The organism is Mesorhizobium sp. M0771, from assembly GCF_040320155.1.
Lineage (GTDB): Bacteria > Pseudomonadota > Alphaproteobacteria > Rhizobiales > Rhizobiaceae > Mesorhizobium.
Map to the genome: position 1 here is coordinate 638,030 of NZ_JAMYPC010000001.1, position 24,760 is coordinate 662,789.

The window sequence follows — 24,760 nt, forward strand, 5'->3', positions numbered from 1 at the left end:
CTTTCGATCAGTACTTTGTCGATCAGTTCGGGCGGTTCGCCGATCTCGGCGCGAAACGGGACAGGATCTGGATCAGCGACATACAGCCCCAGGTGATGGCGAAGGCGATGATGGCAAGCGCCGCCGGCTCATAGGCGCGGTTGGCGCCAACGTTTTGCAGATAGGGGCCGAAGGCGGGCCGGTTGAGCAAGCTGGCCATGGTGAATTCGCCAATGACGATGGCGAAGGTAAGGAAGGCGCCCGACAGCACGGCGATCAGCACATTGGGCAGGATCACACGACCAATGATCGTGCCCCAACCGGCGCCAAGGATCTGCGCCGCTTCGGTCAGCGTCCTGACGTCGATGGTGCGCAGTCCGGTATCGACCGCGCGATACATGTAGGGCAGCGCCAGCATTGCATAGCCGATGACCAGCAAGGCATTTGTGCCCATGTCGGTGGCCAGGAACGGCAGCGGCGAATTCGAACCGTACATCCTGATATAGCCGAAGACGATGACGATGGCGGGAATGACCAGCGGCAGCAGCGTGATGAACTCTACGATCGGCCGCAGTTGCGGCAGGCGCAGTCGAATCCAGTAGGCGGCGGGCACCACGATCAACACGCCCAGAATGATGGTGAAGATGGCGGCAAGCACTGAGTAGCCAAAGGTCGCCTGAAAACGAGGGTCGCCAAGCACGATCTGATAGGCGTCGAAGGAATAAGCGCCGCGCCGCATGCGCAAGGAAAATTCCACCGTCGCGATCAGCGGAATGAAGAAATAGGCCGCGCCCAGCCCGAAGACGACCCAGGCCCAGAATTTTCCGGACTTCATTTCAGCCACCTCTCCGAGCGCGTCCGGAACCAAATGTAGAAGACATTGGCCAGCCCGGTGATGACGATCATGCCGAAGGCGATCGCATAGCCGAGATGGGCATTGTGCAGCACGTCACCGCGTATCTGCGCATAGAGCAGGATCGGCACGATGTTGAGTGAAGAGCCGGTCAGCGCATAGGCGGTGGCGATGGCGCCGAAGGCATTGGCGAAGAGCAGGATGACCGTGCCGAGGAAACTCGGCCAGATCACCGGGATGACCACCATGCGCCAGTATTGCGTCTGGGTGGCGCCAAGCGTCGCCGCAGCCTCGCCCCACTCCTTCTTCAAGCCGTCGATCGCCGGCGTGATGATGACCACCATTAGGGGAATCTGGAAATAGACATAGGTCAGCGTCAGGCCCCAGAACGATAGGATGTTGAAGCCGTGCGCATAAATGTTGAGGCCGAACACGGTGTTGAGCAGCACCGTGGCGAGACCGAGGCGTCCGAGCGTGGCGATGAAGGCGAAGGCCAGCGGTACGCCGGCGAAATTGGAAGCCACGCCGGAGAATGTCAGCGTCGCCGAACGTATCCACTCCGGCAGGCCGCCGCGCACGATGGCGATGGCGATGCCGAGACCTGCGAAGGCGCCGATCAGCGACGAGGAAAGGCTGACCTTGAGCGAGATCCAGTAGGCGGCGACAATCGATGGCTGCGCCAGTGCTGCTATGTTTTCGAACGTGAATTCGCCGGCATCGTTCTGGAATGCACCCAGCATCAGATAGAGCGTGGGTAGGATCAGGAACATGATGGCGAAGATGAAGAATGGCGCAACGCCGAGCCATTGCGTCGGCAGTCGCATTGCACGCGCCTCGCTGGGGGGCGCGGTCTTCCCGGCAACTGCGTGATCGGAAAGCGAGATATCTGTCATGCGCCGGCTACCGTCTCCGAGGAACACCGGGCGGCCGCGAGGCCGCCCGGTTGGTTTCAAGCCTTACTTGACGTTGGCGCCGACGACGGCATCCCAGTTCTTGGTGACGGCTTCCTTTGCCTTGCCCTGCTCGTCCAGCGTCGGGAACACCGCGGCAGCGTAAGCCTCGGCCGGCGGCAGCTTGGCCATCACGTCCGCCGGGAGCTTGCCGTTCTTGGCAAGATCGTTGAAGCGGATCGGGTGGCAATAGCCCTTCAGCCAGCCGATCTGGCCTTCGTCGGAGTAGAGATACTCCAGCCAGAGCTTGGCAGCGTTCGGATGCGGTGCGAAAGCACTGATCGCCTGCACATAGACGCCGGCAACGACACCGGTCTTGGGCACGACGACGTCGACGGGCGGATTGCCCTTCAGCGTGTCGCGACCGGCAAGTGCATTGTAATCCCAGGTCACCAGGATCGGCGTCTGGCCTTGTGCCAGGGTCGCCGGTTTGCCGATGACCGGCACGAAATTGCCGGCGGCGTTAAGCTTCTTGAAGAAGTCGAGACCAGCAGTGCCAGCAGCTTCGCCGGCAGCCGCACCACCGGAAATGCCGGCCGCGTAGACGGCCTGGATGGCCTGGTTCGAGGCGCGCGGGTCGCCGGCAAGCGCCACGGTGTTGGCGAATTCCGGCTTCAGCAGGTCAGCCCAGTCAGCAGGCGCTTCCTTGACGAGGTCCTTGTTCACCAGGAAGGATAGCACGCCATAGTAGTCGCCGGTCCAGTAACCATCGGCATCCTTGGCGCTGTCCGGGATCGAGTCCCACGTCGACACCTTGTAGGGCATCAGCAGCCCATCCGCCTTGGCGGTCGGACCGAAGGACAGGCCGACGTCGATGACGTCGGGCGCCTGCGGGCCCTTGTTGTCCTTGTTGGCCTTGATCGCCTCTACCTCGTCGCCGGAGCCGGCATCGGGGTTGAGTTCGTTGATGGTGATCTCAGGATACTTCGCCTTGAACCCGTCGATGACGGCGCCGTAGCCGCACCAGTCATGCGGCAGCGCGATGGTGGTGAGCTGGCCTTCCTTCTTCGCAGCGGCAACCAGTTCGTCCATGGACTGGGCCGACGAGATAGCAGAAGTCGCCATGAGGGCGACGGCCGAAAGGGAAAGCACTTTCCCTGTAAACTTGAACATGTGTTCTCTCCGTTGAACTGGCGTCCTGGACGCCTGCGATGCGGTATCGATTTCGTGTGACAGCCAGATGAAAGCTTTTTGAAACAGGCGCCCGGCGGCACGAAAAGTTAACTCTTTTTAACAGGCTGTAGCAATTAGCCTGCACTTAATTTCCCGGCTAATGGTTTATAGCCTTGCTTTTTGCCCCCTTGCCCTTCCTTTCCCTTCGTTTTTAGATCACGTCCGGCGCAGAAACCGCCTCAGACAGTGCCGGCGATAGTGTTCTCGAGCAGCGTCAGCGCCGCCTTTTTGGTCAGCCTGACCGGGTTGCCGCCGGCGGTCGGATCGACCACCGCCATGTCGGCGATCAGCCCTTTGCGCTTCTTGTCCATGTCGAGCCCCTTGATCAGATCGGGCAGCGCATGCGGCACCTTCAATTCCTTGCGCAGCTTGATGATCGCTTTGGCAAAGCCGTCGAAGCCACCCTTGATGCCGCAATAGGCAGCGAGCCGGGCAATCCGCTCCTCGATGGAGTCGCGATTGAAGGCCAAGACATAGGGCATGAACACCGCATTCGTCATGCCGTGATGGGTGTCGTAGAGCGCGCCGATCGGATGCGACAGCGAGTGGATGGCGCCAAGACCCTTCTGGAAGGCGGCAGCACCCATGGCGGCCGCACTCATCATGTGGGCGCGCGCGACAAGGTCCTTGCCGTTGGCGTAGGCCTTGGGCAGGTTCTCGAACACCAGGCGCACACCTTCCACCGCAATGCCGTCGGCCATCGGGTGATAGCCCGGCGCGCAATAGGCTTCGAGGCAGTGCGCCAGCGCATCCATGCCGGTGCCGGCGGTGATGAAGCCGGGCATGCCGACCGACAGTTCCGGATCGGCAATGACGATTGCCGGCAAAAGCTTCGGATGGAAGATCACCTTCTTGGTGTGCGTCGCCTCATTGGTGATGACGCCGGCACGCCCGACTTCCGAGCCTGTGCCGGCAGTGGTCGGCACGGCTATGATCGGCGCGATGGCATCCGAATTGGCGCGCGTCCACCAGTCGCCGACATCCTCAAAGTCCCAGATCGGCCGCGTCTGGCCAGCCTGGAACGCGATCAGCTTGCCGAGATCGAGCGCTGAACCGCCGCCGAAGGCGATGACGCCGTCATGCTTGCCCTTCTTGAACACGGCGATCCCGGCGGTGAGGTTGGAATCGACCGGGTTCGGCTTCACCTCGGAGAACACGCCATAGGATACCTTGGCGTCGTCGAGGATTTTCAGCGTCGAAGCGACGACCGGCAGTTTCGCCAACCCCGGATCGGTGACGAAAAGCGGCCGCTTAATGCCGGTGGCCGCGAGCACCTCAGGCAGTTCCTTGATGCGCCCGGCACCGAAGCGGACGGTGGTCGGGTAGTTCCATTTGGAGATCAGCTTGGACATGTCTTGTCTTTCAAAAAATCAGATGGCTTCGCGCAGATGGAAGGATTTCGGCCGGGTCAGATTGTCGTAGCCGAGCGCCGAAAGGGCGACGCCTTTGCCGGTGTCCTTGACGCCGGTCCAGACCAGCGCCGGATCGAGGTAGTCGCAGCGGTTCATGAACACGGTGCCGGTCTCGACGCGGTCGCCGATCGCCACCGCATGCTCGATATCGCCGGTCCAGATCGAAGCGGTCAGCCCGTAGGGGCTGTCGTTCATCAGCGCGATCGCCTCCTCGTCGTTACGCACCTTCATGATGCCGACGATCGGGCCAAAACTTTCCTCGCGCATGACGCTCATCTGGTGGTCGACGCCGGTCAGCACTTCCGGCGCCAGATAGGGCGAGCCGGCCTTGTCGTTAGCCACCTTCATATTGATGTGTGCGATTGCACCCTTGCGCAGCGCCTCGGCCTTCTGCTCGCGGATCAGGTCGGCAAAGCGCGCCTGCGCCATCGGCCCCATTGTCGTCTCCTGTTCCAGCGGATTGCCGACGACATAATTCTTCGTCTCGGCGATGAAACCTTCGACGAACTGGTCGTAGACCTTCTCATGCACATAGACGCGCTCGATGCCGCAGCAGCACTGGCCGGAATTGTAGAAGGCGCCGTCGACCAGATTGGCCACCGCATGGTCGAGCTTGGCGTCGGGCAGCACATAGGCCGGATCCTTGCCGCCGAGTTCGAGCCCGAGCGTCATGAAGGTGCCGGCCGCCGCCTTCTCGATGGCGCGGCCGCCGCCGACCGAACCGGTGAAATTGACATGGTCGATCTTGCCCGAGCCGAGCAGCTTCTCGGTCTGGGCATGGTTCAGCACGACATTCTGGAACACGCCCTTGGGCAGCCCAACCTTGTCGAACGCCTGCTGGAACCGTTCGCCGACCAGCAGCGTCTGCGCCGCATGTTTGAGGATAACGGTATTGCCGGCCATCAGTGCCGGCACGATGGTGTTGACGGCGGTCAGATAGGGATAGTTCCACGGCGCGATCACCATGACGACGCCGAGCGGATCCTTCTTCACATAGCGTCGGAAGCCGTCCTTCGGGTTGGATGCCGGCACGGATTTCAGCGCGGCTTCAGCGATCTCGACCATGTAATTGGTGCGTTCCCTGACGCCGCCGAACTCGCCGCCATAGCGCACCGGTCGCCCCATCTGCCAGGCGATCTCCGGCACGATCTCGTCGGTCATCGCGACCAGCGCTTCGAGCATCGCCAGCATAAATTTGCCGCGCTCGACGATCGGTGTCAGCGCCCACTTCTCCTGCGCCGCCTTGGCGCGCTCGACCGCGGCATTGATCGCCTGGTCGGTCGCGATCGGCCGCTCGGCGTAAATCGAACCATCGATGGGCGATTTGAGTTTTACGGTTTCCAAAGGATACTCCAAGTTAGCAGGCTAGGGTGCGCAGATGGCCATTGCGGCCATAGCGAAGGATGGGCTCGTCACGCGTCACCAGAACCATGTCCAACGCTCTCGCACTTGCCATCAGTATCCGATCGATGGGATCACCATGAGGCGGACCAGGCAGGTTGGATGACGCAATCAGAATGGCTGGTGAGATAGCGCTGAGCTTTGCCGACATTCGCTCGATGAATCGCTCCACGAAGTCGAGTGGTGCCAATGGCAGATTGAGCCGACCCTTGGCTACGCCGATTCCGATCTCCCATGCCGACATCGGTGAAAGATACAGACGGCCGTCATAGGCCGCTTCCGAAATCTCCCGGCTTGCGTGCGGATCGATCAGACTATCGTTGGCGACAAAGATCACCGCACATGTATCCAGAAGCAGGTTTGGCCCTTCGCTCATTTACGCACCGCAAGTTTGCCGTCACGCGCGTCAGCCTCACCGCCCAGATAGCCCCGGTCCCATGGCTCGTCATCGAAAGGTTTGGTGATATCAAATCCGGCTTCGATCGTTATTAGGCCCTTCATGAAACCAAAACCGGGGTGGCGATCCGCGCGCGCCTCCTTTGGCGCGGCAGGCACGCTACCACTGGGCGGCGCCGAAATGGGCTCTTTGCGAACGCGGCGAAATACCAGTTTCCCACTCCCTATATTGACGGATTCGGTCTCGAACCCAGCCTCAAGCCACTCCCTTGTCATGGGATTGTTGCTCGGATTGTTGCTCCACCATGCAGGGTATTGCTTCGATGCGGGCAGCGGCAGATTGAGCACTCTCTCGATTTCGGCGAACGACATCGGAACGCGATCGACATTCTGGGCAATGAGAAAGTCCTTGAGCGGCGCATATTTGGACATTGCAAACTCCTCAATGTAGCGCACTGCAGTTTACAGGTACCATATGGTACTAACTTCACCACATTGTCAACATTAAAGCTGTATAAAGTTTTAGTACCGCTCGAACCCTCTGTGCAGTTCCCAATCCGTAATGCGGCGGTCGTATTCGAACTGCTCCCACTTTGCGGTGTGGACATAATGTTCGAGCACATCGTCGCCGAGCGCCTGCTTCAGCATCTTCGACTTGGCCAGCGTCTCGGTGGCGTCACGCAGCGTTTTCGGGATCTCCGGCAGGCGCGAGGCCTGGTAGGCATCGCCGACGAACGGCTTCTGCAGTTCGAGCTTCTCGTCGATGCCGGCAAGGCCGGCGGCGATCAGCGCCGCGAAAGCGAGATAGGGGTTTAGGTCGGCGCCGCCGATGCGGCATTCCATGCGGATGCCCTTGGTGCCCTCACCGCACAGGCGGAAGCCGGCGGTGCGGTTGTCCTCGCTCCACATGATCTTGGTCGGTGCGAAGGTGCCGGCCTGGAAGCGCTTGTAGGAGTTGATGTAGGGCGCCAGGAACCAGGTAAACTCCCTGGCGTATTTGAGCTGCCCAGCCGCCCATTGCTGGCCAAGCGTGGACAAAGTCCAGTCCGCCTTCTTGTCGAAGAACAATGGCGTCTTGCCATCGGCGCTCCACAGCGAATTGTGGATGTGGCTGGAGTTGCCCGCGAGCCCGTAATTGTATTTCGACATGAAGGAAATCGACTTGCCTTCGGACTCGGCAATCTCCTTGGCGCCGTTCTTCAGGATGACGTGGCGGTCCGCCATGTCGAGCGCCTCGGCATAGCGCACATTGATCTCTTCCTGGCCCGGGCCCCATTCGCCCTTGGAGTTTTCGATCGGGATGCCCGCCGCTTCCATCTCGTTGCGAAGCCGGCGCATGACGCCTTCTTCCTTGGTGGTGATGCCGATCTGGTAGTCGCCGATATAAGGCGACGCGGTGTCGAGCCCCTGCCAGTGCTTCTTGCGGGCGGAATCGTAGGTCTCGTTGAACAGGTAGAATTCGAGCTCGGAGGCGAAGTAGCCGATATAGCCGCGTTCGGTGAGCCGCTTGACCTGCTTTTTCAGCATCGCGCGCGGCGAATGCGGAAGGTCGTCATGGGTGTGGTGGTCGAGCACGTCGCAGATCACCAGCGCGGTCTTTTCCAGCCACGGAATCCGCCGCAGCGTCGCAAGGTCCGGCTTCATGACGAAGTCGCCATAGCCCTTCGACCAGCTTGCCGCCTTGTAGCCCGGCACCGGCTCCATATCGATGTCGGCGGCGAGCAGATAGTTGCAGCCATGCGTCTCGTCATGAGCAGAATCCACAAAGTACTGCGCCAGGAAACGCTTTCCCGCGAGCCGCCCCTGCATGTCGACGATGCAGGCCAGCACCGTGTCGATCTCGCCACTGGAGACCGCTTTCTTCAACTGATCGAACGAGAAATTTCCGGCCATTTCCTTTGGCACTCCAGTGCTTGGTCGTTGAGGACGAAACCATAGCCGGCTGCACGCCGGCCATGGCCATGATGGTGACGTCAGTGGCCGGTTTCGCCGACCGCCTGTTCGGCGGCCTTGATCGCTGCCTGACGTGCCGCGATGATGTCCCCCAGCGGCGGGCCCTGGAAGCGATTGCGCTCGAAGGCGAACCAGACAATCGCCGTCAGGATGAAGAAGCCGACGGTGATGTACAGCGCCCAGTCGTTCGGCGGCTGGATGCCGATGATGAAGATCAGGATCATCGACACGATCGAGAGAACGCCGAACAGCATGAAGATGCCACGGCCCAGGTTCCACGGTCCCATCTTGTCCCACTTCGGCGTTCCCCAGGCCACCATGCCGAGCACGATCGGCACGGTGAAGGACAGGAACAGGAAGATGACGGTGCAGGACACGACGATGGTGTAGGCCGAGGTGCCGGCGACCGAAACCAGCGTCGAACCCCAGACGAACAGCACCGACAGGACCGACGCCGTCCAGATCGCCGCCACCGGCGTGCGATAGGTCGGGCTGACCTTGGCCAGTGCAGACGAGCCCGGCAGGCCGCCGTCACGCGAGAAGGCAAAGATCATGCGCGAAGCCGAGGTGACGGTTGCGAGGCCGCACAACAGCTGGGCGATGAACACGACGAGGTAGACGAACTCCTTGAGGCCGGGACTGACGCGCTGGTCGAAGGCCCAGAAGAACACGTTCCAACCCTGCTTGGCGGCGTCGTCCATGTTGGGGATCATCAGTACGAAGGCGGCCAGGAACAAATAGCCGAAGACCGCCGACCAGATAACCGACATCACCATCGCACGCGGCACCGATGAGGCCGCCTTGATGGTTTCCTCGGAAGTGTGTGCCGAAGCATCGTAGCCGGTGATGGTGTAGATCGGCAGCAGAAGGCCGAGAGCGAACACCCAGGCGTTCGAGACGGACGGCCAGACGCTGGCGCCGGCCTCACCCGAGTAGTTGTGGAAGGTGAAGAGCCGGCTGAAATCCCAGGTCTCGGCGGAGAACAGGCAGACGACAGCAATCAGGATCGAGCCGAAGAAGATCAGGTAGCCCGAAAAGTCGGTCAACTTCGCAGTCAGCTTGATGCCGAGATGGTTGATCAGGGCCTGGGCGCCGGTGATGATGACCAGGAAGATCATCTGATTGGTCAGCGTACCCTCGATGCCGAGCGTCGGCCCGAAGGCGCCGATGAAGAACGTCCAGGTGCCGACATTGATGGCGCCGAGCACGGTGATCAGGCCGAGCAGGTTGAGCCAGGCCGTCACCCAGCCGGTGCCGCGATTGCCGAGGATCGAACCCCAGTGATAGAGGCCGCCGGCCGTCGGATAGGCCGAGCTGATCTGCGACATGGCGACCGCGAAGGTGAGCGAGACGAAGCAGCCGACCAGCCAGCCGATGCCGATGCCGATGCCACCGGCGCCCGACGTTGCCTGCGCCAGCGAATTGATGCCGCCCGACAGGATGCAGATGATGGAGAAGGAAACGGCGAAGTTGGAGAAGCGGCTTAGCCGCCGCTCAAGTTCCTGGGCGTAGCCCATGGAATGGAGGTGCTTTACGTCTTCCGCCTTGTCTGTGTCTGAATAACCCGGTGCTGCCATTGTAGTCCCCTTTGCATTCTTAACTGGCCGGCCCTGCCCCGGTCGGCTTGCGCCGGCCGGAGCATCTAGTCTTTGCTGTTAGCCTGCCGTCTGGCCGACGGCTGCTTCCGCGGCCGCGATCTCGGAAGCGCGGCGAGCAATGTCGGCGCCGATCGGCGGGCCCTTGAAGCGGCGCGATTCGATGCCGAACCACAGCACCACGAGCAGAACGATCAGGCCGATGGCATAGTTGATCAGGATGTCGAAGGGCGGCTGGATGCCGGCATACATCAGCACCAGAACGCCAAGCACCGTGATGACGGCGAACGGCTTGGACCAGATGCCGAGGCGGAACGGGCCGAATTCGGTCCAGCTCTTGCCCTCGGCAAGCAGGCCGGCGGCCACGGGCATGGCGTAGGACACGTAGAGGAACAATGCACAGCCGGCCGCCAGTGCGGCAAAAGCCGGCGAGTACAATGTCGCTGCGACCGCGAGCACCGCTCCGAGCCAGATTGCCGCCACCGGCGTGCGCCATGTCGGGCTGACGGTTTTCCACACCGACGAACCGGGCAGGCCGCCGTCACGCGCGAAGGCAAAGATCATGCGCGAGGTCGACGTCAGTCCGGCGAGAGCGCAGATGAAGTTCGCCAGCACGATTGCGATGGCAATGATGCTCTTCAGCAGGAATGGTGCCGGCAGGTTGTTGAAGAGATTGAACCAGGCATTGGCGCCATCCTTGGCCGTCGCTGCCAGATCGGGGCTGGCCAGTACGAACGAAACGGCCATGACGAAGCCGAACACCAGCGACCACAGGACCGAATGGATCATGCCGCGCGGCACCGCCACGCGGGCATTGTGGGTCTCTTCGGACGTGTGGGCCGAAGCGTCGAAGCCGGTGATGGTGTAGAGTGGGTAGAGCAGGCCGATCAGGAAGGCGACGAGTGCCGTCCGTGCGGTCGGAACGTAGCCTGCGCCTGGATCACCGGTGTTGTTGACGAAGGTGGTGAGCCGCGAGAAATCCCAGCTTGCGCCCCAGATCAGGAACATCGCGGTCAACACGACGGCGACGACCAGAATGAGGTAGCCCGAGAAATCCGTCAGCATGGTGGTGAGCCTGATACCGAAATGGTTGATCAGCGCCTGCGCGACCGTGATGATCACAACGCCGATCACCTGCTCCTGATAGCCCCACGCGGATACGTCGTGACCGAACACGCCGGACCAGACAAGGTCCTTGAACAGCGCATAAACGCCGACATTGACCGAGGCGACGACGAAGACCAGGCCGAGCAGGTTGATCCAGGCCGTGGCCCAGCCCCAGCCGCGCCCGCCGAGAATTGACGACCAGTGGTAGAGACCGCCGGCCGTTGGGTAGGCCGAGCCGATCTGGCCAAGGGACGCGGCAACGACAAGTGCAAAGACGCCGCCGATGACCCAGCCGACAGTCGCCTCGAAGCCGCTGCCGGTCGCCATGGCCAGCGGGAAGGACGTGATGCCGCCTGCAAGAATGCAAATGATCGAGAAGGAAATTGCGAAGTTCGAGAAGCCGCTCATGCGGCGAGCCAACTCCTGGGCATAGCCCATGCTATGGAGGGTTTTTACATCCTCCGATCTTTCAGCGTCTGATTTGTCCGGTCCTGCCATTTTCGTCCCCTGTTTTCTAGCTGGCCGATTGAACTGACTTTCCCACTGCGTGTCGCCGGGAACCCTTGGCCTCCTCGGGTTCCAGGTCAGAAAAAATGCCTGTGAGCAGATCCGCCCATTTCCGCTGCCCGGTCTCGCCGGAGATCTCGTCGTTGCGGATTTCGATCATTGCGCAGGCAAGGCCGCGCGAGCGTGCATGGCGCTCCAAAGTGAAATAGACGCGGTCGGCCGGCGAATAGGGCTCGTTGATGCCGACACTGACGCCGGAGAGCCGCTGCAGCGCCGCTATCAGCGGCGACGCCAGCCGGCGGTCGTCATCATGGATGATGCCGATATGCCAGGGCCGGTTCTTGCCCTTGTAGACGGGGGTGAAGGAATGCACCGACACCAGACGGGTCTCCTGCCCACGCGCCTGCCGGTCGTCGATGATCGATGCGATCGTGTCGTGGAACGGCCGCCACGACAAAGCGATGCGCTCGGCGCGCTCACTGTCCGACAGGCCGGCATTGCCCGGAATGGCCGTCGTCTCGCTGACGGGCGGCACCAGGTCCGGTGCGTCGAGCGGACGGTTGCAGTCGATGATCAGGCGCGAGATGCGGGTTTCGACCAGCGTCGCATCGAGCGCTGCCGCCATGCGGCGGGCCACCGGCAGCGCGCCGGGGTCCCAGGCGATGTGGCGGGAGAGGTCCTCGGCCGGCAGGCCAAGCGTGCCGAATGCCGACGGCAGGAAGTTGGAAGCGTGGTCGCAGGTCAGCACGAAAGGGCTGGACCCGCCGGGGTTCGTCACCCCTACGGTATCAGACGATGCAAGGCTGGCGGGCCGTGCTCTCTCCATAATCTGCCGTCCCCTGGGGAGCGCTGTATCTTATGTTACGTATTTTGCCTCATTGCGTCCCTCTGGATGATTTCATACAGTTTGTCCGGCTTTGTCAAACGCGATTTCGGGGAAGCGGTCTGGACGGGCTCAGGGGTGGGGAAAACGATGATTTCCAGCATTGCCGAACTGATTTCGGACCGCATCGGCACGATGCCGGCTGGCGAGCGCCGCGCCGCGCAAACGCTGATTGCGAACTATCCGCTGATCGGGCTGAAGACGGTCGCCGAGTTCTCGACCGCCGCCGGCGTATCGTCGCCGACCATCCTGCGCTTTGTCTCCAGGCTGGGGTTCCAGAACTATCCCGAATTCCAGTCGGCGCTGCAGGACGAACTGGCGGCGCAATTGCAGTCGCCGGCATCGCGCACGCTCAACCCGGCCTCCCCAAGCGGTGCAGTATCGCCAATGCTGGAGGCGACGCTGGACAATATGCGCGAGACCTTCAGGCATCTCTCCGACAGACAGCTTGCCGACATCGCCGCAAGGCTTGCCGACCGGCGCGGCAAGACATTCCTGATCGGCGGCCGCTTCACCGATCCATTGGCACGCTACATGGCCGCCCATCTCGCCATCATCCAGCCCGATGTCTATCACCTTGCCGGCCAGGAGAGCATCTGGCGCGACCGGCTGATCGACATGGGCAAGCGCGACGTGCTGGTGATCTTCGACATCAGGCGCTACCAGGACAGTCTGGTCCGCTTTGCCGAGACCGCGCATCAGCGCGGCGTGCAGATCGTGCTGTTCACCGACCAGTGGCTATCGCCGATCGCCCGCTTCGCCCGCCATGTCATTGCCGGACGCACCGCCGTGCCTTCGGCGTGGGACTCTTCGGCCGCTCTGTTCGTTGTCGCCGAGACGCTGATCGGCGCCGTCACCAGGCAGCTCGAGGCCGACAGCGCCAGGCGCATCCGCGACCTCGAAAGCCTGCGCTGACACGTTCAATCCCCGCCGCAGGTGCGCAAAATTACGCAGATTTAATGTGCATGGAAGCGGCAGAATTGCCATAAAGCCATGATATTGCGGCGGCTTCGCACATACCGGGTGCGTCGCTGCGCGTTTTTTTGCTTGGCGAAACCCGTAGACGTTTTGCCAACCGGAGTGTCGATGGTCGCCTGGAAACAGATCGTTTTTGCGCTTGTGATCCTGGTCGCGGCTGTCCTCGCCTGGGCGCGATTCTTCCCGGGCGCGCCGGAGGTTCTGGCACGCTGGGGCATCGACTGGACCTATGCTTCGGCGCCCGCCACAACCGGCGCGGTCGACACGACGAAACAGGCAGGCGGTCGCAACGCTGCCGGCCGGCCGGCAAATGTCGTTGCCTTGCCGGCGGGCACGGCCACCATCAACGATCGCCTGCAGGCGATCGGCACCGGCCGCGCCAATGCCTCGGTGACGGTCAACCCGTACAGCTCCGGCCGGCTGGTTGAATTCCTCGTCCAGTCCGGTACCCGCGTCGACAAGGGGCAGATCATCGCTGTTCTCGATTCCGAGACCGAGGTGATCTCGCAGGATCGTGCCAAGCTCGCCTTGCAGGATGCCCAGGACAAGCTCGAGCGGGTGAAATCATTGAGGGCCTCCAACGCCGCGACCCCGGTCGCCGTCGCCGATGCCCAAGTGGTGCTGGCCGGCGCCAAACTGGCGCTGCAGGATGCCGAACTCGCCTTGCAGCGTCGTTCGATCGTCGCCCCTATCGCCGGCACGGTCGGCATCCTGCCGATATCGGCCGGCAATTACGTCACCAGCCAGTCGGCGATCGCCACGCTTGACGACCGCTCCTCCATCCTGGTCGATTTCCTGGTGCCCGAGCGCTTCGCCGCCGCCGTCAAGGTCGGCGCGCAACTGTCGGCGACGCCGATCGCCAATCCGAGCAAGGCCTATACCGGCACTGTGTCGGCCATCGACAACCACATCGACGAAAAGAGCCGCACCCTGCTGGTCAAGGCTGCAATCGCCAATCCGGCGGATTCGCTGCGCGCCGGCATGTCGTTCGGCATCACCATGCGCTTCCCCGGCGACACCTATCCGGCCGTCAGCCCGCTGGCAATCCTGTGGGGTTCCGACGGCGCCTATGTCTGGCAGATCGAGGACGGCAAGGCCAAGCGCGTTCCCGTGCGCATCATCCAGCGCAACACCGAGACGGTGCTGATCGACGCCGAGATCGAGGATGGCGACATGGTCGTCACCGAAGGCACCCAGAGCGTCAGCGAAGGCGGCGCGGTCCGCATCGCCGGCCAGGATCAGCGCGCCGCGGAAGCTGCCGAAGGCTCATGACTGCACCCGTCAGCACCGCCAGCGAAACCGGCTTCACCGCACTCTTCATCCGCAGGCCGGTTATGGCCTTCGTGCTGAACACGCTGATCGCAGTGGCCGGCCTTGCCGCTTTCTATGGCGTCGAAATCCGCGAACTGCCCGATGTCGACCGCGCCGTGGTCACCGTGTCGACGGCCTTCGAGGGTGCCGCCGCCGAAACCGTCGACCGTGAACTGACCGACACCATCGAGGGCGCGGTCGCCCGCGTCTCCGGCGTCAAGTCGATCTCGTCGACCTCTTCCTTCGGCCAGAGCCGCGTCACCATCGAGTTCAACGACGGCGTCGATTTGAACGTCGCCGCCTCCGACGTGCGCGACGCGGTCGGCCGTGTCGCCAACATGATACCGGAGACCGCCGACCCGCCGCGCATCGTCAAGGCCGATGCGAATTCCGATGCCGTGATGCGACTGGCCGTCACCTCCGACACCATGTCGGTGCAGGACATGACGGTGATCGTCCAGGACCAGATCGAGGACGAACTGGCTGCCGTGCCTGGCGTCGCCGACGTTCAGGTCTATGGCGACCGCGACAAGATCTTCCGCATCGATGTCGACCAGAACAAGCTCGCCAGCCTCGGCTTCACTGTGGCCGATCTGAGGGCAGCGCTTGCCTCGGTCGCTTTCGATTCACCAGCCGGTTCGATCACCACCACCAACCAGGATCTCATCGTCCGCACCACGGCCGATGTGACGACGCCGGAAGAATTCGAAAACATCATCATCGGCGGCACGACGCGCATCCGCGACGTCGCCACCGTCACGCTCGGTCCCGACATCGGCCAGACCTCGTTGCGCTCCGACGGCAAGACCGGCATTGGCCTTGGCATCATCCGCCAGGCGGAATCGAACACGCTGGATATTTCCACCGGAGTGAAGGCAGCCGTCGCCAAGCTGCAGGAAAACCTGCCCAAGGGCATGTCGATCAAGATCACCAGCGACGACGCCGTCTTCGTCAACGGCGCCGTGCACGAGGTCGAGATCGCGCTCGGCCTGTCGATCTCCATGGTGCTGATCGTCATCTACATCTTCCTGCTCGACTGGCGCGCGACGCTGATCCCCGGTCTGTCAATGCCGGTCGCCATGATTGGCACCATCGCCGCCATCTATCTCGCCGGCTTCTCCATCAACATCCTGACGCTTCTGGCGCTGGTGCTGGCAACCGGCCTTGTCGTCGACGACGCCATCGTCGTTCTGGAAAACATCGTGCGACGGCGCAACGAAGGCATGGGGCCTCGTGCCGCCGCCGTGCTCGGCGCCCAAGAAGTGTTCTTCGCAGTCATCGCCACGACGCTGACGCTCGTTGCCGTTTTCGTGCCGATCTCCTTCCTGCCGGGACAGACCGGCGGCCTGTTTCGCGAATTCGGCTTCGTCCTCGCCATGTCGGTGCTGCTCTCCTGCGTGGTGGCGCTGACGCTGTGCCCGATGCTGGCCTCGCGCATGTTGACCGGCGCATCGCTCCACCATGAAGGCGGTCACGGCATTGGCGCGCGCGTCGGTGGCGCGCTGAACGCGGCCTACAAGCGCGCCCTGCATGCCTGCCTCGGCGCGCCGTGGATCGTGCTGCTGGTTGCGGTGCTGTTTGCGGGCGTCGCCTTCAGCCTGTTCGGCACCATCCGCCAGGAACTGACGCCGAGCGAGGACCGCGCCGTCGTGCTGTTGCGCATCAACGCGCCGCAAGGCGTCAGCCTCGATTACACCACGCAGCAGATGCAGAAGATCGAGAGGCTGATCCAGCCGCTGCGCGATTCCGGCGAGATCGTCTCGACCTTCGAAAACGCCGGCCAGAACGGCGCCTACAATTCCGGCTTCATGGTGATGACGCTGGCGCCGTGGGACGAGCGCACGCGCAGCCAGCAGGAGATCATGGCGCAGATAAGCCAGCTGACCCGGCAGGTGCCATCCGTGCGCATCTTCCCGGTGCAGGCCAATAGCCTCGGCATTCGCGGCGCCGGCAACGGCCTGCAATTCGCGCTGGTCGGCAACGACCGCAAGGCGCTCGGCGACGCGGCGGTGAAGATCATCGCCCGGATGCAGGCCGATCCGCGCTTCCAGACGCCGCGGCTTTCCATCGACCCGACGCAGCCGCAGCTGGCGGTGGCGATCGACCGCGAGCGCGCCTCCGATCTCGGCATCGACATATCGGGGCTCGCCAACACCTTGCAGGCGATGCTCGACGGCAACGATGTCGTCGATGTCTACATCGCCGACCGCAGCTATGGCGTGAAGCTGGTCTCGACCACCAACCCGATCAATGATCCGACCGATCTGGAAAACATCTTCCTGAAGACCGCCGACGGCCGCTTCGTGCCAATGTCGACCATCGCCACGCTGACCGAGCGCGCCGTGCCGCCGTCGCTGACCCGCGAACAGCAGCAGCCTTCGGTGGCGATCACCTCGAACCTGAACGGCAATTTCGCACTGGGTGACGCGCTCGGCGTTGCCGAGCAGATCGCCGCCCCGCTGCTGCCGCCGGGCAGCCGCGTCCTGCCGCTGGCCGAAGCCGCGACGCTCGGCGAGACCAACAGCGCCATGATCACCATTTTCGGCTTCGCGCTGGTCATCATCCTCCTGGTGCTCGCCGCCCAGTTCGAAAGCTTCGTCAGCGCCGTCATCATCATGGCGACGGTCCCCCTCGGCCTTGCCTGCGCAATCTTTGCGCTGCTTTTGTCAGGCACCAGCCTCAATGCCTACAGCCAGATCGGCCTCGTGCTTCTGGTCGGCGTCATGGCCAAGAACGGCATCCTCATCGTCGAATTCGCCAACCAGCTGCGCGACCGCGGCCTCGGCGTGCGCGAGGCGATCGAGCAGGCCTCGATCATCCGCCTGCGGCCGGTGATGATGACGATGATCTGCACCATCCTCGGCGGGGTCCCGCTGGTGCTGGCCGCCGGCGCCGGTGCCGAAGCGCGCATCGCGCTCGGCTGGGTCATCGTCGGCGGGCTGGGTCTCGCCACCGTCTCGACGCTGTTCCTGACCCCGGTCGCCTACCTCCTGCTCGGCCGCTTCGTCACGCCGAAGACGCATGAGGAAGCGAGGCTGAAGCGGGAGCTTGAGGAAGCGGCGTACGCCAATGTCGAGCCGGCGGAGTAGCTCCGCTTACCCTCCCCCTTGTGGGGAGGGTCGGACCGCAGGTCCGGGGTGGGGGTGCAGCGCCAACTAACGTCGGTCCAGCGCTCCCGCGAATAACAGAGGTGGAGCCAAGACCCCCACCCCGACGAACGAGCAAAATTGCTCTTTCGTCGACCCTCCCCACAAGGGGGAGGGTAGAAAGTCACGGCCTAATAAACACCTTCCCGTTCGGCTTGGCCAGCTCCGCCGGGGCCTTCGCCATCGCCTCATCCAGCGGTAGCACCGCCGTCACGTCGGTTGACCAGCGCCCATCCGAAAAGCGCTTCTGTGCTTCCATGATCGCCGGGCCGCGCTTGTCGCGGAACTGGCGCATCCATTCGACCAGCCAGAAGCCTTCAATGTGCTTGTGTTGGAAGATCATCTGGCCGGGCTCACGGATGACAGTGGTGTCCGGATCGAGCCGTCCATAGATGATCCAGCGCGAGCGCTTCGGCATGGCGTCGAAGATCGCCGAGGCCACCGGCCCGGTCACGGCATCGAGGAAGATGCGCGGCTGCTCGGCCTTGACCACATCGCGTAGTGCTGCCTTGAAATCCGGCGCCTTCTCGTTGAGCACATGGGCAGCCCCGATCTCCTTCAACAGCGGAATCTGCTCGTCGCGGCGCACGGTGACGATCGGCCGGAACCCAGCCTCCTTGGCGAGACCCGCGATCAGCTTGCAAAGCTGGCTGGCGCCGGCGGTCATGATGAAGGCTTTTTCGCCCGTCTGCTTGACGATGTCGAACATGGCGAGCGCCGTGAGCGGGTTGACGATCATCGCCGCGCCATCCTCGTCGCGGACCGTGTCGAGCAGCGGAATGCAGCCGGCAGCTTCGGCAACTGCATAGTCCGCCCACGCGCCCCAATTGGTGACGCCGGTGGTGAAGGCGATGCGCTTGCCGATCAGGCTTTTCGCATAGGGCTCGTCGCCGCTGGCAACGACCGTGCCGACACCCTCGAAGCCGGCCGGCTGGCCCTTGGCGCGCGGCTGACCGTACTGGCCCTTGATGAACATGACGTCGGACGGGTTGATCGAGGCGAGGCTGACCTTGATCAGCACCTGGCTCGGTCCGGGCGTCGGCACGCCGATGCTGCCCAGCGTGAGATACGGCTCCATCGCCTCCAGCACGCTGCCGGAGGGCGTCCTGGTGTAGCCGTCGCCGATCAGCAGCAGTGCTCTCATGTCTGAAGGTATCGCCATGGCGGGGCTCCTTAACGTTTGAGGATGAGCTTGCCGGATGCGCCACGGCCAAGCACGCGCGTCAGCACGGCGGCGGCATCGGCCAGCGGATAAGTGCCTTCGATGACCGGCCGAACCTTGCCGGCGAGATGCCAGCCGACCAGTTCCTTCAGATTGTCGGCATGGACGAGCTGGCCGAGCGGCGCGAAATCGCGGGCGATAATGGCCTTCATCCGCTCAGACCTTTTCCTGCGTGTATTTCCTGAGCTCCGTACGCGCCACCTGCCGGCGGTGCACGGCGTCCGGCCCGTCGGCGAGGCGCAGGGTTCGCAGATGCGTCCATGAGCGTGCCAGCGGCGTGTCCTGGCTGATGCCTTGCGCCCCGAACATCTGCACGGCCTCGTCGGTGACCTTGAGCGCGACGCGCGGTGCGATGACCTTGATCTGGCTGATCCAGGGCGCGGCTGCGCGCGCATCGCCTTGGTCGATCATCCACGCCGCCTTGAGGCAGAGCAGCCGCGCCATCTCGATCTCCATGCGGCATTCGGCGATGATGTCGAAATTGGCGCCGAGCTTGGCCAAGGGCTGGCCGAAGGCCTCGCGGCGCACCGAGCGCTGGCACAGCAGCTCCAGCGCCATTTCGGCCTGGCCGATGGCGCGCATGCAATGGTGGATGCGGCCGGGGCCAAGCCGCCCCTGGGCGATCTCGAACCCCCTGCCCTCGCCGAGGATCAGGTTTCCGGCCGGCACCCTGACATTGTCGAAGCGAAGATGCATGTGGCCATGCGGCGCGTCGTCGTCGCCATAGACCTGCATCGGCCGCAGCTTGGTCACGCCCTTGGTGCCGGACGGCACCAGGATCATCGAATGGCGGCGGTGCTGCGTCTCGGCTTCGCCGGTGCGAACCATGACAATGTAGATGGCGCAGCGCGGGTCCCCGGCCCCCGACGCCCACCATTTCTCGCCGTTGAGTACATAGTCGCCGCCTTGCTTTTCGCAGCGCATGGCGATGTTGGTGGCGTCGGAGGAGGCGACATCCGGCTCCGTCATCAGATAGGCCGAGCGGATTTTCCCCTCGAGCAGCGGCGCCAGCCATGCCTGCTTGTGGTCCTCCGAGCCATAGCGCTCCAGCACCTCCATATTGCCGGTGTCGGGCGCTGAGCAATTGAAGGTCTCCGCGCCGAGATGCGCCTTGCCCATCTCCTCGGCCAGATAGGCATATTCGACGGTTGACAGCCCATAGCCGCGCTCGGAGCCGGTCAGCCAGAAATTCCACAGGCCGCGATCCTTGGCCGTTTTCTTCAACCCTTCGAGGATTTCGGTCTGCCGCGCGGTATAGACCCAGCGGTCGCCGCCCTTGCCGACCTCGCTCAAAAACTCATGATCGAGCGGCATGATCTCGTCGCGCACCATAGCGGCGACGCGGGCGTGGATCGGCTTCAGCCGCTCGGTCATGCCGAGATTGATGTCCGCCATCGGTCTCCAACCCTTTCACGCATCCAGGCACTTTACCCGTGGCAAGGATGACCGTACTTCGGTTAGCCTTGTCAACGCGAGCCCTTTCGCCCCGGACCGTGAGCAGAAAGGCGCGGAGGAATTGCGATGAGCTATCTGGAAGAACTGTTCTCAGTCGCGGGTAAGACCGCGCTGGTAACGGGAGCCGCGACCGGCATCGGCCGCATGGTTGCGACCGCTTTGGTCCAGGCCGGCGCTACCGTGATGATCGCCTCGCGCAAGGGCAAGGATTGCATCAAGGTCGCCGCTGAGTTGAACGGGCTCGGCGGCTCCGGCAGTGCCGAAGGTTTCGCCGGTGACGTCTCGAGCGAAGCCGGCATTGCCGCGCTGGTCAGCGAGGTCAAGGCGCGCACCGAGAAGCTGCACATTCTGGTCAACAATGCCGGCATATCCTGGGGTGCCTCCCTGGAGGATTTTCCCTATAGCGGCTGGGCCAAGGTGTTCGCCGTCAACGTCACCGCCGTCTTCCATCTGACGCGCGAATTGCTGCCGCTGCTGGAAGCCGCCGCGAGCGATGCCGATCCGGCCCGCGTCATCAATCTGGGCTCGGTGATGGGCACGCAGCCGCTGGCCGACGACGCCTATTCCTATACCGCGTCCAAAGGCGCCGTTCACCACCTGACGCGCACGCTGGCGATCGAGCTCGCGGCGCGGCGCATCACCGTCAACGCCTTCGCGCCCGGCCCCTTCCAGAGCCGGATGACCGCCTTTGCCACCGGCACCGAAGAAAAGGCCAGACATGTCGGCAGCCATGTGCCGATCGGACGTATCGGCGTGGCGGATGACATCGGCGGCGCAACGCTCTATTTGTGCAGCCGCGCCGGCTCCTATGTCACCGGCGCCATCCTGCCGATCGACGGCGGGCAGTCGGTGCAGCATGGGCTGACACTGTTCAAGGAATGAGCCGCGGTCGGCGGCAAGGGGAGGACACCGCAGTGGAACCGATCAGTCTCGATGTGCTTCTGGCCAGCGTCGGCAAGGAAGTCGGCGTCTCGCCATGGCGCGAGGTCACACAGACCATGATCGACCAGTTCGCCGACGCCACCGACGACCACCAGTTCATCCATTGCGACCCCGAGCGGGCCAAAAACGAGACGCCGTTCGGCGGCACCATCGCGCATGGCTTCCTGTCGTTGTCGCTGCTCTCGGCGATGACCTTCGAGACCATGCCGCCGCTGGAAAAGGGCAAGATGGGCGTCAACCACGGTTTCGATTCGCTGCGCTTCCTGGCGCCGGTGAAGACCGGCGCGCGCATCCGCACCCGCTTCGTGCTGGCCGACGTCAAGGTCAGGCCGTCGGGCTGGGTGCAGACGGCGCATGACGTGACCATCGAGATCGAAGGCTCGAAGAAGCCGGCGCTGACCGCGCGCTGGCTGACGCTGACGCTGATCGAGCGTGAGCCGGAGACCGCATGAGCGACGCCAATACGCTCGACCAGACAGCGCTAGCCCCTTACCTCGAGGCGCACATCCCTGGTTTTGCACGGCTTTCCGCAATCGAAAAATTCAAATCCGGCCAGTCGAACCCGACCTATCTGCTGACCGCGGCCAGCGGCCGCTATGTCCTGCGCGCCAAGCCGCCGGGCCAGTTGCTGAAATCGGCGCATCAGGTCGACCGCGAATTCACGGTCATGAAGGCGCTGGCCGGCACCGCCGTGCCGGTGCCGGCGATGCTGCATCTGTCGGCGGAGGCGACGCCGATCGGCCGCATGTTCTACGTCATGGATTTTCTCGACGGCCGCATCTTCTGGGATCCGGCAGTGCCGGAGGCCGCTGGCAACGATGAGCGCGCCGCCCTCTACGATGCCATGAACGCCACCCTGGCCGCCCTGCACGACGTCGATGTCGAGGCGGTCGGGCTCGGCGATTTCGGCAAACCCGGCAATTACTTCGAACGCCAGCTGGCACGCTGGACCAGCCAGTACCGCGCCTCGGAGACCGGCACGGTCGCCGACATGGACCTGCTGATCGCGTGGCTGGAGACGCATATTCCGGCCGATGACGGCCGAAAATCTCTCGTGCATGGCGACTACCGGCTGGACAACATGATCTTCGCGCACAATGAGCCGAAAGTGCTGGCCGTGCTCGACTGGGAACTGTCGACACTCGGCGATCCCTTCGCCGACATCGCCTATCAATGCATGCAATGGCGCCTGCCGCACGCCTCGGGCTTTCGCGGTCTTGGCGGCGTCGACCGCGCCGCCCTCGGCCTTCCTTCCGAGGACGCGTACGTCGCCGCCTATTGCCGGCGGCGCGGGCTGGGCGGCATCGACAATTGGAGCTTCTTCCTCGCCTTCTCCTTCTTCCGCTTGGCGGCCATCTGTCAGGGCGTCTACAAACGGGCGCTCGACGGCAACGCCTCCAATCCCGAAAAGGCCAGGACCTATGGCGAAGCGGTGAAGCTGCTGTCGCACCTTGCCGCCAAGCTGATCGACCGAACCTGAGTAGACAATGAGATAGTGTGGTCGGCGCGATTTGATGACAGATCGGATCAGTTCCGTTCCCCGACCGGGGAGCAAGCCCACACGGAGGCGGTGGCAACCGGCCTGGAAACAGGACGCAAACCGATCACCGTCTGTAGACAGAGCATGATGCCGAAAAGTGTGAAGCGGTTTTCGGACGACATCATGCTCTATCTATTTGATTTAGAGCCGGATTCAGATTCAGGTCAATTCGACCTGAAATCATCCGGCTCTGCGCGCATCGCTGGAAATGAACTTCATGTGCCGGCTGACTTGCAGGGCGATGTAGACGACCAGCGAGCATCCGATCGGAAACACGATCTCAATGAGGCCGGTGGCGACAGCCTGCGGCAATGCCAGCGCAATGTCCTTGGCTGCGGCGGTCTCGATCGTCAGCGCCGTGATCCCGCCGCCGAACACCGCGCCGGCCAAGGCACCCGCCAGCATGAAATGCAGCGAGCGAGGTTTTTCCTTGGATGCCAGCGAAGCCAGCATCCAGCCCAGCAAGCCATACTCGATCGCCCGCAACATACCGAGCGTGGTGAGCGACAGGATCACGGGCTTTGCCGATACATCAAGCGCGCTCACCATCACCTTTTGCGTACCTTTGGCGATGCCCATGGCCAGCGGCCCCGAGATCATGGCGATAAGGCCGCCAAGCGAGGCTCGCACCTTGGTGATCGCCGTGCCGAGGCTGACGCCGGCGCAGACGAAGAATGACCAGGTCACGCCTTGCGCCAAGTCTATCAGAACCTGGGTCGGGGCCGGGTGCGAACCTGCCGCAAATCCGGCAGTCAGAATAAGCGCTTCCATGGCGAAGCCGATTGCGATCGCCAGCCATGCGACTATCACGACTCGCCTGAGCGCCAGCCTTGCGCCATGAGAAAGTGGATGTGCGCCCGGCAGCCCGGACGAAAGCTCTATCGCAGCCATAGAGGCCCCCGAAAACCGAAATTTCTTGCAGAGCCGCCAAATAGGCTTTGTTTGTAACAGTCCGATGTTGCCTGCGTGCGCCCAGGTTACACATGCTGTGACATAGATGCCGGCGAAATGGACCAGACGGGCACGACTATTCGAGAGAAAGCTTGAGGTCGCTTTTTGATGTCCCTGACAGCGCCCTTGCCCGTTTCCGTACAGCGTATATATTCAGTCATGCACAACCAACCAAAGGCACCGGATCTTGCCACTGAGCGTTCAGAAACGCCGCGAGAAACAAAAGGCCGAACTGCGTTCCGAACTGCTCGACGCAGCCCACAAGCTCGTCAAGGAAGAGGGCTATGAAGGCCTGACCATCCGCAAGTTGGCCAAGCGGGTCGGCTATGCTCCGATGTCGGTCTATTCCTACTTCGCCGACAAGCAAGACATCCTGTTTGCGCTGGCCGAGGATGCCTTCGAAACACTTGCCCGCCGCATCGAGGAGCATCCTTCCGACGATCCGATCGAGGCCTTGCGTGCGGTGATGACCGAATATGCCGCCTTCGGGCTCGGCAACCCCAACGAATACCGCACCGTGTTCATGACCGAAAAGACCAAGCTGCCGGAAGGCAGAAGCTATGAGGACATGGAAGAGGCCAACCCGGCGATGAAAGCGCTGATATCCAGGGTCGAGGCCTGCGTTGCTGCAGGCAAGCTGCAGGGCGATCCGCGCGCCATCGCCACCATGCTTTGGGCAGTCGGCCACGGCACCATCTCGCTTTTGATCACGTTCCCGTTCTACCCCTTCGGGGATCCGCAGGCTTTCGTGACGCGGATGTGCGATTTCACACTCGCCACGCTCAGCACTCAGAATGTGCCGCCGCTGACCGAGACCCCGGTCGACTGCTGAGCATCCCCGCCCCTCCAATTCAACGTCCGGCCTGACAGCTTCGGCTGTGTCAGTGCGCCGCAATTTTCGGCATTCAAAAAAATTTGTCGTACGCGTACGCTTTTCGACTTGAAAACCCATCTCGGTGGGCGTATGTGTACGTTGTATCGTACATGTACGAAAAGAATTTAACCG

At 62.8% G+C, this 24,760-nt stretch carries 22 protein-coding genes; 7 read left to right on the top strand and 15 right to left on the bottom strand.

Translation table 11 applies throughout. The annotated features are described in order from the left end of the window. Positions 1 to 22: 22 nt before the first annotated feature. From NKI05_RS03085 to NKI05_RS03135, 11 genes are all read right to left on the bottom strand, one after another. Positions 23 to 814 (bottom strand): ABC transporter permease, encoded by a 792-nt coding sequence (locus NKI05_RS03085; RefSeq protein ID WP_023671171.1) that lies wholly within the window; start codon positions 812 to 814, stop codon positions 23 to 25. Then, positions 811 to 1,725, bottom strand: coding sequence for an ABC transporter permease (locus NKI05_RS03090; RefSeq protein ID WP_023671170.1), 915 nt, complete (start codon positions 1,723 to 1,725; stop codon positions 811 to 813). The genes NKI05_RS03085 and NKI05_RS03090 overlap by 4 nt, the downstream gene beginning before the upstream one ends. A gap of 63 nt (positions 1,726 to 1,788) precedes the next feature. Continuing rightward, a complete protein-coding gene (locus NKI05_RS03095; RefSeq protein WP_023814634.1) occupies positions 1,789 to 2,895 on the bottom strand; it encodes an ABC transporter substrate-binding protein in 1,107 nt (368 codons plus the stop codon). 239 nt (positions 2,896 to 3,134) lie between these two features. Then, positions 3,135 to 4,307: an iron-containing alcohol dehydrogenase gene (locus NKI05_RS03100; protein ID WP_023683212.1), complete on the bottom strand. Its 1,173-nt coding sequence runs from the start codon at positions 4,305 to 4,307 to the stop codon at positions 3,135 to 3,137. A gap of 18 nt (positions 4,308 to 4,325) precedes the next feature. Further along, entirely contained in the window at positions 4,326 to 5,711 is a 1,386-nt protein-coding gene (locus NKI05_RS03105; protein ID WP_023756310.1) for an aldehyde dehydrogenase family protein, read from the bottom strand. A gap of 13 nt (positions 5,712 to 5,724) precedes the next feature. After that, positions 5,725 to 6,144 (bottom strand): type II toxin-antitoxin system VapC family toxin, encoded by a 420-nt coding sequence (locus tag NKI05_RS03110; RefSeq protein ID WP_027049802.1) that lies wholly within the window; start codon positions 6,142 to 6,144, stop codon positions 5,725 to 5,727. Then, positions 6,141 to 6,596 (bottom strand): DUF7662 domain-containing protein, encoded by a 456-nt coding sequence (locus NKI05_RS03115; protein ID WP_023671165.1) that lies wholly within the window; start codon positions 6,594 to 6,596, stop codon positions 6,141 to 6,143. The genes NKI05_RS03110 and NKI05_RS03115 overlap by 4 nt, the downstream gene beginning before the upstream one ends. 90 nt (positions 6,597 to 6,686) lie before the next feature. Then, positions 6,687 to 8,057, bottom strand: coding sequence for a glutamine synthetase family protein (locus tag NKI05_RS03120; RefSeq protein ID WP_023701008.1), 1,371 nt, complete (start codon positions 8,055 to 8,057; stop codon positions 6,687 to 6,689). Between the two features lie 80 nt (positions 8,058 to 8,137). Beyond that, positions 8,138 to 9,694, bottom strand: a complete 1,557-nt coding sequence (locus NKI05_RS03125; protein WP_023691841.1) for an amino acid permease — start codon at positions 9,692 to 9,694, stop codon at positions 8,138 to 8,140. Positions 9,695 to 9,772: 78 nt separating this feature from the next. After that, positions 9,773 to 11,317: an amino acid permease gene (locus NKI05_RS03130; RefSeq protein ID WP_023686444.1), complete on the bottom strand. Its 1,545-nt coding sequence runs from the start codon at positions 11,315 to 11,317 to the stop codon at positions 9,773 to 9,775. A 16-nt stretch (positions 11,318 to 11,333) separates the two neighbouring features. Further along, entirely contained in the window at positions 11,334 to 12,152 is an 819-nt protein-coding gene (locus NKI05_RS03135; RefSeq protein WP_023814636.1) for an N-formylglutamate amidohydrolase, read from the bottom strand. 147 nt (positions 12,153 to 12,299) lie between these two features. Between NKI05_RS03135 and NKI05_RS03140 the strand changes: the two genes are divergently transcribed. The 3 genes from NKI05_RS03140 to NKI05_RS03150 all read left to right on the top strand — a co-directional run bounded on the left by NKI05_RS03140 (position 12,300) and on the right by NKI05_RS03150 (position 17,587). Beyond that, the gene (locus NKI05_RS03140) at positions 12,300 to 13,124 is read left to right on the top strand and encodes a MurR/RpiR family transcriptional regulator (protein WP_023814637.1); all 825 of its coding nucleotides are present in this window, start codon (positions 12,300 to 12,302) and stop codon (positions 13,122 to 13,124) included. 171 nt (positions 13,125 to 13,295) lie between these two features. Further along, positions 13,296 to 14,459 carry an efflux RND transporter periplasmic adaptor subunit gene (locus NKI05_RS03145; protein ID WP_352792171.1) on the top strand — a complete coding sequence of 388 codons (1,164 nt, stop codon included), beginning with the start codon at positions 13,296 to 13,298 and terminating at the stop codon, positions 14,457 to 14,459. Then, entirely contained in the window at positions 14,456 to 17,587 is a 3,132-nt protein-coding gene (locus NKI05_RS03150) for an efflux RND transporter permease subunit (protein ID WP_023704042.1), read from the top strand. The genes NKI05_RS03145 and NKI05_RS03150 overlap by 4 nt, the downstream gene beginning before the upstream one ends. Before the next feature lie 181 nt (positions 17,588 to 17,768). On the opposite strand, the gene NKI05_RS03155 is transcribed toward NKI05_RS03150, so the two are convergent. The 3 genes from NKI05_RS03155 to NKI05_RS03165 are packed head-to-tail and all read right to left on the bottom strand — an operon-like array spanning position 17,769 to position 20,261. Next, entirely contained in the window at positions 17,769 to 18,806 is a 1,038-nt protein-coding gene (locus NKI05_RS03155) for a zinc-binding dehydrogenase (RefSeq protein ID WP_023814639.1), read from the bottom strand. Between the two features lie 11 nt (positions 18,807 to 18,817). Next, positions 18,818 to 19,120, bottom strand: a complete 303-nt coding sequence (locus NKI05_RS03160) for a zinc-binding dehydrogenase (RefSeq protein ID WP_081727281.1) — start codon at positions 19,118 to 19,120, stop codon at positions 18,818 to 18,820. After that, entirely contained in the window at positions 19,023 to 20,261 is a 1,239-nt protein-coding gene (locus tag NKI05_RS03165; protein ID WP_023686451.1) for an acyl-CoA dehydrogenase family protein, read from the bottom strand. Before NKI05_RS03165 ends, NKI05_RS03160 begins: the two co-directional genes overlap by 98 nt. A gap of 126 nt (positions 20,262 to 20,387) precedes the next feature. Between NKI05_RS03165 and NKI05_RS03170 the strand changes: the two genes are divergently transcribed. Genes NKI05_RS03170 through NKI05_RS03180 form a run of 3 tightly spaced genes read left to right on the top strand, consistent with a single transcriptional unit; the run spans position 20,388 to position 22,743 of the window. Beyond that, a complete protein-coding gene (locus NKI05_RS03170; RefSeq protein ID WP_023695624.1) occupies positions 20,388 to 21,203 on the top strand; it encodes an SDR family oxidoreductase in 816 nt (271 codons plus the stop codon). Then, positions 21,200 to 21,715, top strand: coding sequence for a MaoC family dehydratase (locus NKI05_RS03175; RefSeq protein WP_280790513.1), 516 nt, complete (start codon positions 21,200 to 21,202; stop codon positions 21,713 to 21,715). Before NKI05_RS03170 ends, NKI05_RS03175 begins: the two co-directional genes overlap by 4 nt. Continuing rightward, positions 21,712 to 22,743: a phosphotransferase family protein gene (locus tag NKI05_RS03180; RefSeq protein WP_023728438.1), complete on the top strand. Its 1,032-nt coding sequence runs from the start codon at positions 21,712 to 21,714 to the stop codon at positions 22,741 to 22,743. The genes NKI05_RS03175 and NKI05_RS03180 overlap by 4 nt, the downstream gene beginning before the upstream one ends. Before the next feature lie 240 nt (positions 22,744 to 22,983). On the opposite strand, the gene NKI05_RS03185 is transcribed toward NKI05_RS03180, so the two are convergent. Further along, positions 22,984 to 23,613, bottom strand: coding sequence for a hypothetical protein (locus NKI05_RS03185; protein ID WP_155929513.1), 630 nt, complete (start codon positions 23,611 to 23,613; stop codon positions 22,984 to 22,986). A 328-nt stretch (positions 23,614 to 23,941) separates the two neighbouring features. Here NKI05_RS03185 and NKI05_RS03190 point away from each other — a divergent pair, with 328 nt between their 5' ends. Continuing rightward, the gene (locus NKI05_RS03190) at positions 23,942 to 24,586 is read left to right on the top strand and encodes a TetR/AcrR family transcriptional regulator (protein WP_023671149.1); all 645 of its coding nucleotides are present in this window, start codon (positions 23,942 to 23,944) and stop codon (positions 24,584 to 24,586) included. Positions 24,587 to 24,760 lie beyond the last annotated feature (174 nt).

Bases quoted from the DNA above. Each gene is read 5' to 3' on its own strand.
- NKI05_RS03115 (WP_023671165.1), bottom strand. From the start codon at position 6,596: ATGTCCAAATATGCGCCGCTCAAGGACTTTCTCATTGCCCAGAATGTC.
- NKI05_RS03180 (WP_023728438.1), top strand. From the start codon at position 21,712: ATGAGCGACGCCAATACGCTCGACCAGACAGCGCTAGCCCCTTACCTC.
- NKI05_RS03090 (WP_023671170.1), bottom strand. From the start codon at position 1,725: ATGACAGATATCTCGCTTTCCGATCACGCAGTTGCCGGGAAGACCGCG.
- NKI05_RS03140 (WP_023814637.1), top strand. From the start codon at position 12,300: ATGATTTCCAGCATTGCCGAACTGATTTCGGACCGCATCGGCACGATG.
- NKI05_RS03165 (WP_023686451.1), bottom strand. From the start codon at position 20,261: ATGGCGGACATCAATCTCGGCATGACCGAGCGGCTGAAGCCGATCCAC.
- NKI05_RS03150 (WP_023704042.1), top strand. From the start codon at position 14,456: ATGACTGCACCCGTCAGCACCGCCAGCGAAACCGGCTTCACCGCACTC.
- NKI05_RS03095 (WP_023814634.1), bottom strand. From the start codon at position 2,895: ATGTTCAAGTTTACAGGGAAAGTGCTTTCCCTTTCGGCCGTCGCCCTC.
- NKI05_RS03135 (WP_023814636.1), bottom strand. From the start codon at position 12,152: ATGGAGAGAGCACGGCCCGCCAGCCTTGCATCGTCTGATACCGTAGGG.
- NKI05_RS03175 (WP_280790513.1), top strand. From the start codon at position 21,200: ATGAGCCGCGGTCGGCGGCAAGGGGAGGACACCGCAGTGGAACCGATC.
- NKI05_RS03130 (WP_023686444.1), bottom strand. From the start codon at position 11,317: ATGGCAGGACCGGACAAATCAGACGCTGAAAGATCGGAGGATGTAAAA.
- NKI05_RS03110 (WP_027049802.1), bottom strand. From the start codon at position 6,144: ATGAGCGAAGGGCCAAACCTGCTTCTGGATACATGTGCGGTGATCTTT.
- NKI05_RS03145 (WP_352792171.1), top strand. From the start codon at position 13,296: ATGGTCGCCTGGAAACAGATCGTTTTTGCGCTTGTGATCCTGGTCGCG.
- NKI05_RS03125 (WP_023691841.1), bottom strand. From the start codon at position 9,694: ATGGCAGCACCGGGTTATTCAGACACAGACAAGGCGGAAGACGTAAAG.
- NKI05_RS03155 (WP_023814639.1), bottom strand. From the start codon at position 18,806: ATGGCGATACCTTCAGACATGAGAGCACTGCTGCTGATCGGCGACGGC.
- NKI05_RS03170 (WP_023695624.1), top strand. From the start codon at position 20,388: ATGAGCTATCTGGAAGAACTGTTCTCAGTCGCGGGTAAGACCGCGCTG.
- NKI05_RS03120 (WP_023701008.1), bottom strand. From the start codon at position 8,057: ATGGCCGGAAATTTCTCGTTCGATCAGTTGAAGAAAGCGGTCTCCAGT.
- NKI05_RS03085 (WP_023671171.1), bottom strand. From the start codon at position 814: ATGAAGTCCGGAAAATTCTGGGCCTGGGTCGTCTTCGGGCTGGGCGCG.
- NKI05_RS03100 (WP_023683212.1), bottom strand. From the start codon at position 4,307: ATGTCCAAGCTGATCTCCAAATGGAACTACCCGACCACCGTCCGCTTC.